The 15905-nt window shown below is 59.9% G+C and carries 13 protein-coding genes; all 13 read right to left on the bottom strand.

The genetic code is table 11. The features are described 5' to 3' along the window. Window position 1: 1 nt before the first annotated feature. Window positions 2–793, bottom strand: a complete 792-nt coding sequence (lpxA, locus tag HAD_RS12375; protein WP_035572267.1) for an acyl-ACP--UDP-N-acetylglucosamine O-acyltransferase — start codon at window positions 791–793, stop codon at window positions 2–4. Window positions 794–831: 38 nt separating this feature from the next. Beyond that, window positions 832–1848, bottom strand: coding sequence for a UDP-3-O-(3-hydroxymyristoyl)glucosamine N-acyltransferase (gene lpxD, locus HAD_RS12370; protein ID WP_035572266.1), 1017 nt, complete (start codon window positions 1846–1848; stop codon window positions 832–834). 12 nt (window positions 1849–1860) lie between these two features. After that, on the bottom strand, window positions 1861–2457 hold the full coding sequence (locus HAD_RS12365; RefSeq protein ID WP_035572265.1) for an OmpH family outer membrane protein: 597 nt from the start codon (window positions 2455–2457) through the stop codon (window positions 1861–1863). A gap of 27 nt (window positions 2458–2484) precedes the next feature. Continuing rightward, window positions 2485–5046, bottom strand: a complete 2562-nt coding sequence (bamA, locus tag HAD_RS12360; protein WP_035572263.1) for an outer membrane protein assembly factor BamA — start codon at window positions 5044–5046, stop codon at window positions 2485–2487. 40 nt (window positions 5047–5086) lie between these two features. Then, the gene (locus tag HAD_RS12355; RefSeq protein WP_156942275.1) at window positions 5087–6256 is read right to left on the bottom strand and encodes a M50 family metallopeptidase; all 1170 of its coding nucleotides are present in this window, start codon (window positions 6254–6256) and stop codon (window positions 5087–5089) included. Further along, a complete protein-coding gene (gene dxr, locus HAD_RS12350; protein WP_051596263.1) occupies window positions 6249–7460 on the bottom strand; it encodes a 1-deoxy-D-xylulose-5-phosphate reductoisomerase in 1212 nt (403 codons plus the stop codon). Before dxr ends, HAD_RS12355 begins: the two co-directional genes overlap by 8 nt. Further along, window positions 7457–8227: a phosphatidate cytidylyltransferase gene (locus HAD_RS12345; protein WP_035572262.1), complete on the bottom strand. Its 771-nt coding sequence runs from the start codon at window positions 8225–8227 to the stop codon at window positions 7457–7459. The genes dxr and HAD_RS12345 overlap by 4 nt, the downstream gene beginning before the upstream one ends. 53 nt (window positions 8228–8280) lie before the next feature. Next, entirely contained in the window at window positions 8281–9042 is a 762-nt protein-coding gene (locus HAD_RS12340; RefSeq protein ID WP_035572260.1) for an isoprenyl transferase, read from the bottom strand. Next, a complete protein-coding gene (gene frr, locus HAD_RS12335) occupies window positions 9042–9596 on the bottom strand; it encodes a ribosome recycling factor (protein ID WP_035572258.1) in 555 nt (184 codons plus the stop codon). Before frr ends, HAD_RS12340 begins: the two co-directional genes overlap by 1 nt. Beyond that, a complete protein-coding gene (gene pyrH / locus HAD_RS12330) occupies window positions 9593–10348 on the bottom strand; it encodes a UMP kinase (protein WP_035572257.1) in 756 nt (251 codons plus the stop codon). Before pyrH ends, frr begins: the two co-directional genes overlap by 4 nt. 110 nt (window positions 10349–10458) lie before the next feature. Continuing rightward, the gene (gene tsf / locus HAD_RS12325) at window positions 10459–11364 is read right to left on the bottom strand and encodes a translation elongation factor Ts (protein ID WP_035572255.1); all 906 of its coding nucleotides are present in this window, start codon (window positions 11362–11364) and stop codon (window positions 10459–10461) included. 37 nt (window positions 11365–11401) lie between these two features. Further along, window positions 11402–12196, bottom strand: coding sequence for a 30S ribosomal protein S2 (gene rpsB / locus HAD_RS12320; RefSeq protein WP_035572253.1), 795 nt, complete (start codon window positions 12194–12196; stop codon window positions 11402–11404). 227 nt (window positions 12197–12423) lie between these two features. Further along, window positions 12424–15846, bottom strand: a complete 3423-nt coding sequence (gene dnaE, locus HAD_RS12315; protein WP_156942274.1) for a DNA polymerase III subunit alpha — start codon at window positions 15844–15846, stop codon at window positions 12424–12426. Window positions 15847–15905 lie beyond the last annotated feature (59 nt).

Raw genomic sequence — 15905 nt, 5'->3', positions numbered from 1 at the left:
CTCAGGCCGGCTTGCAGATCGGCCGGTCTCCACCAGCCTGGATAAAGGAAATCAGCTCCATTGCGAGCGGTTGATCTGCGAAATCGGCCGCTGCCTTTGCAAGACGCTCCTTGAACAAACCATCCCCAAAAAAGACGGCCTTGTAGGCGCTGCGGATCTGCATCAGCTGGCTTTTATCGAATCCACGCCGTTTCAGCCCAACCATGTTGAGGCCGGACAGTTTGGCATGGTTTCCGACGACCGATCCGAAGGGAATGATGTCTTCCACCACGATCGCGCCACCGCCAACGAATGCATTGCGGCCGATACGGGAGAACTGATGAACTGCGGCGAGTCCACCGAACCAGACATGGTCTCCCACTTCGATATGGCCGGCCAGCGACACATTATTCGCCATCACGACATGATTTCCGATGACATTGTCATGGGCGATGTGCGCGCCGATCATAATGTAGCAGTGGTCGCCGACTTTCGTCAGGCCACCGAACTTCGGCATGCCGGCGTGGGCAGTGGCGTATTCGCGGAACGTACAATTCTCGCCCACTTCGAGGCGGGAATCAGGCGTGCTCTCAAAGCCGATGACCTGCGGGCTGCACCCCAATGTCGCGTGTGGAAACAGGACGCTGTTCCGTCCGACGCTTGTGTGCCCAGTCACGACAGCATGGGAGTGCAGACTGCACCCATCGCCAATCACCGCGTTTGCGCTGACATGGCAGAACGGACCAATCGTGACATCCGTGCCAAGCTGGGCGCCGTCTTCAACGAACGCGGTAGGATGTATTTGTGTCGGCATGGCTGCGTCTCTGAATGCCGGCGCGGAAAGTGCGCCGTTCAGTTATTTTTCTTCGGGTTTGCCTGTTTCTGCAACCAGGCGACTTCACGCATCCACTGGCGGATCGGCTTTGCAGGCGTGCCGCCCCAGGTTTCACCATCCTCGATATTCCGGAACAGGCCCGAGGAGGCCGCCAGGCTAACACCATCACCGACCCTGACATGGTCGGCAATACCAACCCGCCCACCGATCATGGCGTGATTGCCAACCCTGACGGAGCCTGAGATGCCCCCAAACGCCGCCATGATAACAGAACGCCCAAAAACGACATTGTGAGCGATCTGGCTGAGATTATCGATCTTGGTGCGCTCGCCCATAATCGTATCCTCGAAGACGCCGCGGTCGATACAGGTATTTGCGCCAATTGAGACGTGATCCTGCAAGATCACACGCCCGAAATGCGGCGCATCGCGCTGTCCGTCTGGCGCAGCAAGCACGCCAAATCCGGCTTCGCCGATACGCGCGCCCGCCAGCAAGGTCACATGATCTCCGAGCAATGCGCAGAATACGCTTGTATTGGCCCCGATCTGACAGTGCCGCCCGACCTGAACGCCCGGACCCAACGAAGCGTTGGGGCCGATCCAACTGCCTTCACCAACAACTGCCCCAGGGCCGATAACCGCCCCCGGCGAAACATGCGCCCCCTCATGCACCTGAGCATCAGGTGAAATCCGGGCCTCACCCGTCCAGTCCAGATGGCGGGGCTTGTACATCGCCAGTGCCGCCACGGAGTGGGCATAGCGCGGGAAGCGAGTCACCAACTTCGATGCACCTTCAGGGACATATTGAAGATTGGCTTCATTGGTCACGAAAATCCCGGCATTCGCCGAGATCTCGGGGACGGACTTGCCGTTACCGTCCAGGAAGGCGAGATCGCCTGCCTGGGCATTGGCGGCGGAGGCGATGCCCGACACAGGCAGATCGCCGTCGCCTTCCATTACCGCATCGGTCAATTCCGCTATCTGGCCGAGCGTCAAAGCCCCTAATGGCGCGTAGAACCGCGGATCAACCGTCACGATTATGCTCCGTTACTGCGGATTTGCCGGTTGATCCGGAATTTTCTGGCGGGTCACGGTCAGGGTCGGTGTAGCCGCATCCAGCTTCTGGATCACAAGATCGGTCGCATCGATCTTGTCAGCGGAATAGACCACCGAACTCTTGGACACGACGACATCGGCATTCTTTTCCTGAATGACCTGAAGCAGGACCGGTTCAAGGGCCTTGTTGAAGGTCGCCAGCGCAACACGCTCGGTCAGCGAGAATTCCTGCGACGCCCGTTTCGCTTTCGCAGCGAAAGCGTTCGCTTTTGCCTGATAGCCATTCAACTCTGAAACCAGAGCGGTATCGCCATTCACCTGCTCGCGGGTCTTGCCGGCCAGTTTGGCGTCCAGTGCCTGGCCTTCGGTTTGCAGCGTGTTCCGTTCCGGTGTCAGCTCGCCGTTCATCTGTGTTTCGATGTTGTTGAGTTTTGTCGCCATATCCTTGCCAGCCTTGCTGTCGCGAAGGATCTTCACTTCATCAATGGCGATAACATTGCTGCCTTGTGCCGCGGCCACCGGGGCCGTGAAAGCGGCACTGCCGATAAGCAATGCGAAGGCACACAGGATTTTCTTGAGGTGGGACATGCTAGTCTCCATTCTGGGGGCTTGCGATTAGAAGCGTGTTGAAGTCGAGAACCGGAACGTCTCTGTCCGGTCATAATCCTCTTTGCGGAGGATTTGAGAGAAGTCGAAGCGGATCGGACCAAACGGCGAGTTCCAGAAGACACTGAGACCTGCTGCCGCCCGCAGCGCGGCTGCGTCCTTGGTAAGCCGCACAGCCGGCAGCCCCGTTTGAGGGTCTGTCGTATAAATCGTCGGAGCCTTGTCGGGTCCGCGCAGCGTTCCCAGGGAACCCGCATCCACGAACAAGGCACTTTTGATGCCATACTCTTCCGGGAAAACGTTGGGCAGGCTGAGTTCGAACGTACCCTGATAGTAAAGGTTCCCGCCCTGAGCATTCAGGCGCCGTGTGGTCACGAGTTCGCCCGTGACCGGATCGATCACGCGAAGGATTTCCCGCGGTCCGAGACCGGCAACATCAAATCCGCGGAAGGTTGAACCACCACGGAAGAAACGATTGTTGATCCGGATTCCTTCGCCGTTTTCAAGTGGGAAGACATACCCTCCGGACAGGCGCGCACTGGCCACGACACCTTTCCAGATGCCGCGATAGAAGGACGCTGTCGTTTCCGTTCGCAGATAATGGACATCGCCGCCAATACCGGCCAGATCCTGGCTGAGCGACATATCGAACCCGCGAGTTGGGGTAATCGGATCATTCTTGCGATCCCAGTACAGCTGGTAGCCCAAAATGCTGGATAGGTCAGAGCGTTCCGAACGGCAGATTGTCTCGCGGAAAAGGTATGAAGGGTCGCAACGGTCCAGAACGATTTCCTGTCCGTCGATGGCATCGCTTGGCCCTGCACGCCGGAAAGTATCGTCAGTTGTATCATTGGGCGTATCCTGACCGCCCGTCTGTATGGTGCGGCTCGACGGCAGACCCGTGGCGAGATCAATCAGGTAGGGTTGGTCGGTCACGTCGATATCGTCATATTGCAGACGATAGCTAAGTCCCAGCTGCAGCCGCTCTGTCAGCGGGAAGCCGACCCGCAGCCCGGCCCCATAGGTGTCACTGGTGAAATAGGAAATGTCGCCGAAGTCTTGCCGTGTGGCGAAGATGTCGATGCCGGCGGAGAGATTTCGGTCCAGGAAACGCGGCTCGGTAAAGCGAAGATCCACGACCTGCTGGCGGCTGGAGGTCGAGATACGCGCGACCACCGACTGACCGCGTCCGCGCAGGTTCCGTTGACTCGCGGAAAGGTCGAGGAGGTAGGAATCGACCGAAGAGAAACCTGCTGCAAACGAAAGTTCGCCAGTCGGCTGTTCCTGCACGCTCACATTGACGATCGTGCGGTCCGGCTCATCCGTCGGGACTTCCTCGATCTCGACTTCCTTGAAGTAGCCAAGCGCGCGAACACGGTTCTTGGAACGGTCCAGAAGAATCCGGTTGAAGGCATCGCCTTCGGAAATTCTGAGTTCCCGGCGGATCACGCGGTCGAGCGTCTGCGTGTTTCCGACGATGTTGATGCGGTCGATATAAACGCGCGGACCTTCATCCACGACGAACGTGACGTCGATCCGGCCTGTGTCCGGGTTCACATCCAATTGCGGGCGGATGTCTACAAAGGCGTAGCCAGCGATACCGGCCGCATATGTGAGAGAATCGATGGTGCTTTCGATCAGGTCGCCCTTGAACAGCGCCCCTTCCTGAATCGGAACCGCTGCCTGGAGCGCCTGCGCGTTCAGCTTCTCAAGAGCGGTCTCGACCTTGACCTCACCAAAATCATACTGACGTCCCTCATCGACCGTCATGGTGATGTAGAAGTCTTTCTGGTCCGGCGTCAGTTCGGCAACGGCCGAGGTCACGCGGAAATCATAGTACCCATTATTCTGATAGAACTGGCGCAACTGATCCCGGTCGTATTCCAGCCGTCCGGGATCGTAATTGTCGTTGGAGCTGAAAAAGCGCCAGAAACGGGATTGCTTGGTGACGATCTCACTGCGCAGGCGGGAGTCCGTATAGGCTTCATTCCCAATGAAGTTGATCGCTCGAACGCCGGTAACGGGGCCTTCGGTGATCTGGAAGATCAGATCAACACGGTTCTGCTCGAGCGGTTTGTATTGCGGTTCGACCTTGACGGCGAAGCGGCCGGACTGGCGATAGAGTTCAAGAATGCGCTGTACATCGCTCTGTACCCGGGCAGCGGTGAAGATACCGCGCGGCTCTGCCTGGATTTCTTCCTTGAGCTTGTCTTCCTTGAGCGCCTTGTTGCCCTCGAAAATCACGCGGTTGATGATCGGGTTCTCAACAACGCGGACGATGAGGTCATCCCCGAGGCGGTCGATGGAGACGTCCGCAAAAAGATTGGTCGCAAACAGGGTCTTCAGGGACAGGTCGATGCGATTCGGATCGAACGCGTCACCGGGTTCCAGCAACAGGTACGACTGGACCGTACGCGCTTCGATACGCCGGTTTCCCTCGACAACGATAGAACGGATCGTTCCGCCATACCGGTTGTCTTCCTGCGCCTGTGCCGAACCGGATACGCCGATCACGCACTGAAGCGCGAAGACGCTGGTCGCCATGAAGGTCGCTGCAAGAAACTTACGCATCGTCGAATTAACTCTCTGATTAGTCCCTGATCCGGCCAGCTTAGCCGCTCCCGCTGCCAAACAGGCCGGTTTCGATGACATCGCCCCACGTAATGACGACGACCATCCCCAATAACAGGATGAGACCGAATGTCAGGCTCACCTCCTGCACTTTTTCCGGCAAGTGACGACCGGTCAGGGCTTCGTATGCATTAAATACAAGGTGTCCGCCATCCAGCACCGGCAGCGGCAACAGATTGAAAAAGCCGATCCCCACCGAGATCGAAGCGCACATACCCAGGAGCATCCAGAACAGCTCCGATATTCGGGTACCAACGGAGACATCTTCCTGCGACCAGACGCGGTTCACGATTCGGCGTGATACGTCTCCGATCCCGACAGGGCCGGACATGGTATGGACGGACATGCGTCCGGTTATGATCCGGCTTAGCATGGTGACAGTCTGTTCAATTGTCTTTCCGGTCTGGATGACACCCTGCCCGACTGCCTCCACCGGATTGTAGCGGGTGGGCGCCTGAACGCTGACACTGGCCAGACTCACGCCAATTGTGCCCTGTGGCACCATCTGGCCGACTTCGTTCTCACGCACCATCTCCTTGGGCGTAATCACAAGAGTCCGCTCCACATCATCGCGGCGGACGACGAAATTCACGGGTGTGCCCGGATTGAGCATCACAGCCAGCTGAATATCGCTGGCCATCTTCACAGGTTTGCCATTGGCCGAAACAACAATGTCACCGGCCTCCATTCCTGCCATTGCGGCGGGAGCTCCGTCATTGACGGCATAGACGCCGATCTCGACATTCGGACGCCCGAACGTGCCGATCATCAGGGCAAATATCACACTGGCGAGAACGAAATTGGCGAGAGGCCCGGCAAGGCTGACGATGGAACGCTGACCGACGCTCAGGTCCGGATAAGGCCGCCCGACCAGGCCGCCTTCAATCTTGCCGATGTCGCCAGCTGTTTGCGCCTCGCCTGCAAACTTCACGAAGCCGCCGAGGGGAATCCAGTTGATGCGCCAGCGCGTTCCGCGCTTGTCTTTCCGTTCGTAAATCGGGCTTCCAAAGCCGATAGAAAATGACTCGACTGCGGCGCCAAACGCACGGCCGGCAAGGTAGTGACCGTATTCGTGGACAATTACGACGATGCCCATCATGAAGATGAGGCAAGCCAGAAACAAAGGACCTTGGCTCAGCAACTCACCCAAGCGTTCTACCCTCCGCCCCACCACCCGGGGCCCGCGTCAACACATCTTCAGCCGCTGCACGCGCGTACCGGTCCAGCTGGCCGATCTCTTCTAGCGAACTGCATGCCATCCCGGCCATATTGCCGGAAAGGAAGCGACTCAACACTTCCTTTACCACCAAGCTTATGTCCAGAAACCCGCATTGGCCCGCAATAAATGCAGAAACGGCGGCTTCATTAGCGCAATTTAATACCGTCGTGGCGCCGGGCCCGGCGGCAAAAGCCTCCCGCGCAAGGTCAACGGCGGGAAATTTGGCGCTGTCCACGGCCTCAAAGTCGAGTTTTGCCAGGCTCACGAGATCGAGCCGATCCACTGTCGTTGCAACACGATCCGGCCAGCCAAGCGCGTAAGATATGGGTGTCCGCATATCCGGAGCGCCCAACTGGGCGATGACCGATCCATCCGTGAAATGCGCCATGCCATGAATGATGGATTGCGGGTGAATGATCACATCGATCTGTTCGGCTGGAACGTCGAAAAGATAGGCTGCTTCGATGAACTCCAGCGCCTTGTTCATCAAGGTGGCACTGTCGATGGAATTCTTGATACCCATGGCCCAGTTCGGGTGGGCGGCGGCGGCTTTGGGGCTGGCCACGCGCATCTCGTCCATGGTCGCGGTCCGGAACGGGCCGCCAGAGGCCGTGATGGTCAGCCGTTCAAGCGCCCGGCCGTCTCCCAGGCATTGATGGATCGCGCTATGCTCTGAATCGACAGGCAGGACCGTCACCCCGGCCTTTTTTGCTTCCGAGAGGATAAGCCGCCCACCGCAAACGACGCTTTCCTTGTTGGCAATCGCCACATCATTGCCAGCCTGGACGGCCGCCAGTGTCGACTCCAGTCCGGCCGCGCCCACAATGGCCGCCAGGACTCTGGCTGGCCGCGTCGCCGCTTCCGTCACAGCAGCGCGCCCTCCAGCGACCTCAATACCGCTTCCGGCCAGCCGGTCTCTCAGAACAGGCAGCTGGCGCTCATCTGCAATGACCGCAATCTGGGGGCGGCATTCCAGCGCCTGGTCGGCCAGCATTTCTGCGTTTCCGCCAGCCGTCAGCGCGACAACCTCGAAACCGCCATCACGGCTTTTGTTCGCGTGACGGATCACATCGATTGCCGAGCATCCAATGGACCCGGTCGATCCCATCACAGAAACGGTGCGTTTGGAGGTCATGCAGAGAGCCCAAGCATATCGGGCAGGTCCGGGGCAATGTAGAAAGCCAGCACGGTGATGAAGGCGACCGCGCCGAGGCCGTCCACACGGTCCATCACCCCACCATGTCCCGGCAGGATCGATCCGGAATCCTTGACCTGAAAACGGCGCTTCAGTCCGCTTTCAAACAGGTCACCCAATTGCGCGACAACAGAAATGGAGATGCCCGCCAGGATCCAGCCCGCGAAAGGCACGCGCTGAATATCTGCCGCCGCAACACCGCAAACAATGCAGGCAATGACCGCCCCAATCGCACCGCTCCAGGTCTTGTTCGGGCTTTCCTTCGGCAAGAGCCGCGGGCCGCCAAGTCCCCGGCCGGTGAAGTAAGCCGCCGCATCGGACGCCCAGACGAATGACATGAAATAGAGCGCTGCAGACCGCCCGTCCCAAGGCCCTTCACGCAAGAGCCACAGAGAGGCCGGCAGCAATGTCACGTAGATCAGGCCAAAGACCGCACTTCCCCGGTGGTTCCACCCGCCTTTTGCCGTCATGGCCGCAAAGACAATCCCGGCCAGAATAACGCCCAGCGCAACGCCGGTATTGCCGATGGGAAGCGCAAGGCATGCGAGGGCAGCGAATACGACCAGCAGAGCCGGCTTTATGAAGCCGCTGATGTGTCCCCATTCCCATGCCATGACGCCAGCCGCCGCCGCGCAGGCGACCGCCAATCCCCAGCCACCGGACCAGACAGCCGCAATTCCGAGCGGGATCAGGATGGCTGAAGACATCAGCCGCAGCCCCAGATTTGAAAACCTGAGCTCCCGGGGAGTCCAATCACCCATCAGCGCGGCTCCGATGTAACAGCACCGAACCGGCGTTCCCGGTTTCTGAAATCCGAAATCGCGTGTTCCAGGGACGATTTGTCGAAGTCGGGCCAGAGCACATCAGTGAAGATCAGCTCCGCATAGGCGGCCTGCCAGAGCAGGAAATTGGACAAGCGGTATTCCCCGCTGGTCCGGATCAGCAAGTCCGGATCCGGAATGCCATCCGTGTCGAGGAACCTCTCAAACGTCGCTTCGTCGACAGATTCTGTCTCCACTTCACCGCTCTGGATTGCAGCAGACAATCTCTGGGCCGCGCGGAGTATCTCTTCCCGGCCGCCATAGTTGAAGGCGATGTTGAGGTAGAAATCGGAATTCTCGGCCGTTTCGCGTTCGGCTTTGTCCACGAGGTCGGCAATATCCTTCGGCAGCCCCTCCCGGCGCCCAAGGACCCGGATTCGCACGCCTTCCCGTTTCAGACGTCCGAGGTCACGCTGCACGTAAGCCTTCAGAAGGCCGAACAGTGCGCTGACCTCTGCCGCCGGCCGGCGCCAGTTTTCGGTCGAGAACGAAAAGACCGTCAGATATCGGATGCCGAGTTCCGGTGCAGCTTCGACGGTCCGGCGCAAGGCCTCTACCCCGCGCTCATGACCCGCTGCACGCGGCAGGCCCCTGGCCTTCGCCCAGCGGCCATTGCCATCCATGATGATGGCAACATGCTGCGGCCCCGGCAGCCCGTGTGCCCCGGCGCCCTCTGAAGCGGGGGCGGGTTCGCCGGACATCAGACCTGCATGATCTCCGCTTCCTTGGCCTTCAGGGCCTCGTCGACTTTGGCGACGTAGGTGTCCGTCAGCTTCTGGACTTCATCGGACAGGGCGTGATGGCGGTCTTCACTGATCTCGCCGTCTTTTTCCATCGCCTTGAGGCTGTCCATGCCATCCCGGCGGATGTTGCGGATCGCCACACGCGCGGATTCGGCGTATTTGCCGGCGACCTTCTGGAGTTCCTTGCGCCGCTCCTCGTTCAGCGGTGGAATCGGCAGGCGAAGATTCTGCCCATCAACAACCGGATTGAGCCCCAGGCCAGACTCCCGGATTGCGCGATCTGCAGCACCGACGACAGTCTTGTCCCAGACATTTACGGACAGCATCCGCGTATCGGTCACCGTCACAGACGCAACCTGGTTCAGCGGAACAGTCGAGCCGTAAGCCGGCACCATGATCGAATCGAGCAGGTTCACCGAAGCCCGGCCGGTACGCAGACCGCCAAATTCCGTAGAGAGCGATGTCAACGCGCCTTCCATGCGGCGTTCGAGATCTTTCTTGTCGTAGCTCATTTGGAAGACGCTCCCTTGTTCGCAATTGTCGTCGAGGTGCCCTGACCGTGCAGCACTTTCAGTAGCGACCCTTCTTCCTTCAGCGAGAACACCACGATCGGGATGTTGTTGTCACGCATCAGACTGACCGCTGAAGAGTCCATCACACGAAGGTCTTTGACCAGCAATTCCTGATAGGACACATCGTCGTATCGCGTGGCCGTCGCGTCCAGCTTCGGATCGGCGGTGTAAACACCGTCCACCTGAGTCCCCTTCAGAAGGGCGTCGCAGTTCATTTCGATGGCGCGCAGGGCTGCGCCTGTGTCGGTGGTGAAGAACGGGTTGCCGATACCGGCGGCAAAGATGACGATCCGGCCCTTCTCCATGTGTCGCTGGGCCCGGCGGCGAATATAGGGCTCGCAGATGGCTTCCATGTGAATGGCCGACAGGACACGCGTCGGCACGTCCATGTTCTCCAGGACACTCTGCATGGCGAGCGCGTTCATGACGGTGGCCAGCATGCCCATGGAGTCTGCCTGGGCGCGGTCCATGCCTTTTGCCGCTCCGGCGACACCACGGAAGATGTTGCCGCCTCCGATGACAAGGCAGACCTCAGCGCCGGCTTCCCGGGCTTCCTTGATTGCCTTGGCAAATTTCTCGCAGGTCGGGATATCGATTCCGAACTGGCCGGGGCCCATCAGAGCTTCCCCCGACAACTTCAGCAGTACGCGTTTGTACTTTAGCTCGCTTGTCTCGGGTTCCCCGCTCGGCATCTTATTTTTCCCTTCGCTGGAAGCCTTATGGCCTCCTAAAAGATTCCCGGCCGCCTGTCATGGGCGACCGGGATGTTCAAAGCCCCTGAAGGGCAGAAAGGCAAGCCTGATCAGGCGCCTTTTGTCATGGATGCGACTTCGTCTGCGAAGTTGTCTTCTTCTTTCTCGATGCCTTCACCGAGTTTGAAGTTGACGAAGCCCTTCAGCGTCGCGCCTTCGCCTTTGAGGAACTCACCAACCGTCTGGTCGGGGTTCATGACGAAAGGCTGCTCGACGAGCACGACTTCCTTGTAGAACTTCTGCATGCGGCCAACGATCATCTTCTCGATGACATTGTCCGGCTTGCCGCTTTCACGAGCCTGCTCGGTCAGAACGCGCTTTTCAGCTTCGACGATGGCCGGATCCAGCTCATCGGTCGTAGCCGCAGCCGGCGACGTCGCAGCGATGTGCATCGCGACCTTGCGGCCGATATCGTCCAGATCACCGGAACCGTCGAGCGCGACCAGCACACCCACCTTGCCCATGCCCGGGGCTTCGGCGTTGTGGATGTAGGAGGCCACTTTGCCATCGGCCGTCAGCTTGGCCGAACGGCGCAGGGTCATGTTCTCACCGATCGTGGCGATCAGACGCTTGATCAGGTCATCAACCGTACCTTCGCCATCCGGCGACGGGGCGCCAGCCAGAGCTTCGACGGAACCGTCGGTGCCCAGGGCGGCTTTGGTGATACCAGCCAGAGCGGACTGGAACTTCTCGTTACGGGCAACGAAGTCCGTTTCGGCGTTGAGTTCGACAATGGCGCCGGACTTGCCGTCTTCGGACACCTGAACCGCCACCAGGCCGTCAGCGGCCGTCCGGCCGGACTTCTTGGCAGCCTTGGACAGGCCCTTCGCACGCAGCCACTCAGTGGCCGCAGCTTCATCACCATTGTTTTCGACGAGCGCTTTTTTTGCGTCCATCATACCAGCGCCCGTTTTTTCACGGAGCGCCTTCACAAGCGCAGCTGTAATCTCAGCCATAGCTGTATTCCCTCAGTCTCGATTGTACCGGCGCGGCTTATGCGCCGGTTTCGTCAGCCGTTTGATCTGCTGCAGCAACGTCAGCTTCCACAACGCCCGTCACATCTTCCAGCTCACCCAGGTCCATGCCGAGGCCGGCGGAGGATTCTGCGAGACCGTCGAGGACGGCATCGGCGAACAGGTTGCAGTAAAGCGAGATGGCGCGTGCAGCGTCGTCATTGCCCGGGAAGCCGTAGTCGGCATCCGCCGGATCGCAGTTCGTATCCAGGACAGCCACAACCGGGATGCCCAGCTTGCGGGCTTCCTGAACAGCGATGGCTTCCTTGTTGGTGTCGATCACGATCATGGCCGACGGCAGGCCGCCCATGTCAGCGATACCGCCCAGAGACTTTTGCAGTTTCTCGCGGCGACGCTCCAGATCGAGCAGCTCTTTCTTGGTCAGACCGGAACCGCCACCGCTTTCGAACATGGCGTTCAGTTCGCGCAGCTGTTTGATCGAGTTGGACACGGTGGACCAGTTGGTCAGCGTGCCGCCGAGCCAGCGGTGGTTCATGTAGTACTGGGCGCAGCGCTGTGCGGCTTCAGCAACCGGCTCCTGGGCCTGGCGCTTGGTGCCGACGAACAGCACGCGGCCGCCCTTGGCCACCGTATCACGCACGAACAGCAATGACTGGTGCAGCGCCGGCACAGTCTTCGACAGGTCCATGATGTGAATGCCGGAGCGGTCGCCGTAGATATACGGCTTCATACGCGGGTTCCAGCGGTGGGTTTGGTGACCGAAGTGAACGCCAGCTTCGAGCAGCTGACGCATGGTGAAGTCAGGTAGGGCCATCGATTGTCTCCATCCGGTTGGCCGTCACGGGTGGAACTTTGGACCCTTATGGCCCGCAGCACCGGATGCACCCGTGAACTGGTTTAAGATGAGGCGGCTTATACAGAATTTCCCCTGTCGGGCAAGCGGTCTGACGCCTGTTTTGGCAGGACTTCCGATGACCATATGATGACCATACCGGACCAGGCCATGATCAGGGTTGAGCCGGGCATGATCACAGACGCGCTTCAGGCGGCTTTCAGAGGCTCCACCCGCTCGACGCCCGGCACATCCTTGAGCGCCCGCTGGGCTTTCAGGTTGATCGTATAGGTCGCCGGCAGTTTCAGGATGACCATGCGGCCATCGTCCAGCGGCACTTCGACCAGGATATCTCCGCGCTCGGCGTCGGGCAGTTTGGCGAGGTGGTGGACCACACCGGCGATCTCCGCCGGATTCGCCCCCACGGCGAGGCGTATTTTCAGCGCCCCCATGCCCCGGCTGAGGCGCGCCGATTCCAGCGGCAGGACCCGTTCGGCATTGAGCCGGATCTCTTCCCCGTTTCGCTTCACCCCGACCGTCACCGCCACGGCATTGCCTACCTGCAGCAACTCGTAATTCTGAGACAGGGTTTCCGGGAAGACCATCATCTCCACCTCCCCCGTCGGGTCAGACAGGGTGAGGAAGGCAAACTTGCCGCCGTTCCGGGCGGGCTTGTCGGACCGCAGGCGCACGATACCAATCATTTCGATAGGTTTTCCGTCCGCTGCCCGCTCCTCGATTTCCATCGCCAGCGTCACCCGCTCCCGGTCGAGACCGGAGAGCACATCGTCCAGCGGGTGGCCGGAGAAATAGAACCCGATGGAGCGGAACTCCTCGTCCAGTTTCTGCTGGCCGTTCCACGCCTTGGCCGAAGGCAGCACGGGCCGCAGGGCCGGCTCGGCATCGCCGAACAGGCCGCCCTGCCCGCCCATCCGGTCTTCCGCCGCGCTGGCCGCCATCTGGGCCAGCATCGGCGCACCCGCCAGCACGCGGGCCCGGTTTTTGTCGAAACAATCGAACGCCCCCGCCTTGGAGAGGGATTCGAACGCCTTCTTGTTCACATGCTTGGGATCAACCCGTTCGGCAAAATCGTAGATGTCCTTGAACGGGCCGTCCTTCTCACGGATGGCCACGACATGCTTCATCGCTTCGAGGCCGACGCCCTTCAGCGCGCCGAGGGCGTAGACAATGGACCCGTCGCGCACATCGAAATCGGCAGTCGAGGAATTCACGTCCGGCGCAATCACCGGAATCTTCAGCCGCTTGGCTTCCTGGAAGAAGGCGGCGAGCTTGTCGGTGTTGCCGAGATCGAGGCTCATCGAAGCGGCCAGGAACTCAACCGGGAAATGCCGCTTCAGATAGCCGGTGTGGTACCCGATCAGCGCATAAGCAGCGGCGTGAGACTTGTTGAAGCCGTAGCCCGCGAACTTCTCCATCGTATCGAAGATTTCGTTCGCAAGCGGCGCGGCCATATCCTTGTTCGCCGCGGCGCCTTCCACGAAGCGCTGGCGCTGGGCGACCATCTCCTCGACTTTTTTCTTACCCATGGCACGGCGCAGCAGGTCAGCGTCGCCGAGCGAATAGCCGGCGATTTCCTGCGCCATCCGCATGACCTGTTCCTGATAAACCGGCACGCCGTAGGTGGCTTCCAGCACGGGTTTCAGGTCCGGGTGGGCATACTGAACGCCTTCGGGGTTCTCCTTGCCTTCAATATAGACAGGGATGTTCTCCATCGGGCCCGGACGATAGAGCGAGATGATGGCGATCACGTCTTCCAGGCTGTGCGGGCGCACCTTTTTCAGCGTGTCCCGCATGCCCGCGCCTTCCAGCTGGAAGACCCCCAGCGTGTCACCGCTGCCCATCATGTCGTAGGTGGACTGATCGTCCAGGCTCTTCCATTCCGGTCCGACATCCTGCCCGTCGCGGCGGATGAATTTCAGCGCCCGGTCGATCACGGTCAGGGTTTTCAGGCCAAGGAAGTCGAACTTCACCAGTCCGGCCGTCTCGGCATATTTCATGTTGAACTGGGTCGCCGGAAGATCAGCCCGCGGATCGTTGTACAGTGGCACCAGCTCGACCAGCGGCCGGTCGCCGATCACGACACCGGCAGCGTGTGTGCCGGCGTTCCTGTACTTGCCTTCGAGTTTGAGCGCGATCTTGAGGAGTTCGCCGACGCGCTCGTCGGCGTCCATCTCCTCATAGAATTTCGGCTCGTCGTCGATCGCGTCCTGAAGCTTCGGCGGATTGGCCGGATTGAACGGGATCAGTTTGGCCAGCCGGTCGACCTGGCCATACGGCATCTGCATCACCCGGCCGACATCGCGCACAACAGCCTTCGCCTGAAGCGTACCGAAGGTGATGATCATGGCCACAGAGTCCGCGCCATACTTGTCGCGGACATAACGGATCACTTCGCCGCGCCGCTCCTGACAGAAGTCGACATCGAAGTCAGGCATCGAGACACGTTCGGGGTTCAGGAAGCGCTCGAACAGAAGATCGAACCGCAGCGGATCAAGGTCTGTGATCAGCAGCACCCAGGCAACAACCGACCCGGCGCCCGAGCCCCGGCCCGGACCGACCGGAATGCCGTGTTCCTTGGCCCATTTGATAAAGTCCGAAACGATCAGGAAGTAACCGGGAAACCCCATCCGTTCGATGATGCCCAGCTCGTAGTCCAGCCGCTCGAAATACGTCTCGCGGTCAGCATAAAGCTGGTCTGCTTCCTTGAGGCGCAGTTCGAGGCCTTCCAGGGCCTGTTTGCGCAATTCCTCGGACTCCGACCGCCCTTCATTCGAGAAGTTCGGCAGGATCGGCGCGTGTTTCTCGGCTTTGACGGAACAGCGCCGCGCAATCTCGACCGTATTTTCGATGGCTTCCGGCAGGTCTGCGAACAGCAGCCGCATTTCCGATGGGGTTTTCAGGTATTGCTGGGCGCTGACCTGTTTGCGGTCCGGCTGGCCGAGATATTCTCCGTTGGAAATACACATCATGGCGTCATGCGCCTGCGCATCACTCTCTTTCATGAAGCGGGCGTCATGCGTCGCGACCAGCGGCAGGTCCAATTCGTAGGCGAGATCGATCAGGCCTTCTTCGACCGCCCGCTCTTCCGGCGTGCCATGGCGGGTGATCTCGACATAGCACCGCCCCGGATAGGCATTGGCCAATGTGGACAGTTCCGTCCGCGCATCCGCGACGCGGCCCTTGAGAAGGTGTTTCGCCGCTTCCCCTTCGGCGCCCCCGGTCAGCACGATCAATCCATCGGTCTGTTCCATGACGAGCGACCGGGACAGTTTCGGCACACCATCGGCCGCGTCCAGATAGGCGCGCGAAGACAGGTACATCAGGCGGCGATAGCCGGTCTCGTTCTGGGCGTAGATCGACAGGCGTGATGGTTCGGCCCGCGGGACGTCTTCCACCACATCGAAACAGCAGGCCATGATCGGCTGGATTCCGGCGCCCGAAAGCGTGAGCGAGATTTCAAGCGCACCGAACAAATTGTTCCGGTCAGTAATCGCCACCGCCGGCCCGAGATGCTCTTCGCACCAGGCCTGCACGTCCTTGGGCGAAATCATGCTTTCCAGCAGCGAATAGCTGGACCGGACGGCAAGATGGATGAAAGGCGACTCGGTCAAGGCAATCTCTCCTCAGGGGAGGATAAACTGCATGGGCAGGCCCTGCCAGACCAGACAGC

Origin of the sequence: Hyphomonas adhaerens MHS-3 (genome assembly GCF_000685235.1) — a bacterium.
In the GTDB taxonomy this organism is placed as follows: Bacteria; Pseudomonadota; Alphaproteobacteria; order Caulobacterales; family Hyphomonadaceae; genus Hyphomonas; species Hyphomonas adhaerens.
Note: the sequence above shows the minus strand (reverse complement) of the source record. Positions and strands in the feature narration are given on the sequence as shown.

Bases quoted from the DNA above. Each gene is read 5' to 3' on its own strand.
- HAD_RS12340 (WP_035572260.1), bottom strand. From the start codon at position 9,042: ATGTCCGGCGAACCCGCCCCCGCTTCAGAGGGCGCCGGGGCACACGGG.
- bamA (WP_035572263.1), bottom strand. From the start codon at position 5,046: ATGCGTAAGTTTCTTGCAGCGACCTTCATGGCGACCAGCGTCTTCGCG.
- tsf (WP_035572255.1), bottom strand. From the start codon at position 11,364: ATGGCTGAGATTACAGCTGCGCTTGTGAAGGCGCTCCGTGAAAAAACG.
- rpsB (WP_035572253.1), bottom strand. From the start codon at position 12,196: ATGGCCCTACCTGACTTCACCATGCGTCAGCTGCTCGAAGCTGGCGTT.
- dxr (WP_051596263.1), bottom strand. From the start codon at position 7,460: ATGACCTCCAAACGCACCGTTTCTGTGATGGGATCGACCGGGTCCATT.
- frr (WP_035572258.1), bottom strand. From the start codon at position 9,596: ATGAGCTACGACAAGAAAGATCTCGAACGCCGCATGGAAGGCGCGTTG.
- lpxA (WP_035572267.1), bottom strand. From the start codon at position 793: ATGCCGACACAAATACATCCTACCGCGTTCGTTGAAGACGGCGCCCAG.
- pyrH (WP_035572257.1), bottom strand. From the start codon at position 10,348: ATGCCGAGCGGGGAACCCGAGACAAGCGAGCTAAAGTACAAACGCGTA.
- HAD_RS12345 (WP_035572262.1), bottom strand. From the start codon at position 8,227: ATGTCTTCAGCCATCCTGATCCCGCTCGGAATTGCGGCTGTCTGGTCC.
- HAD_RS12365 (WP_035572265.1), bottom strand. From the start codon at position 2,457: ATGTCCCACCTCAAGAAAATCCTGTGTGCCTTCGCATTGCTTATCGGC.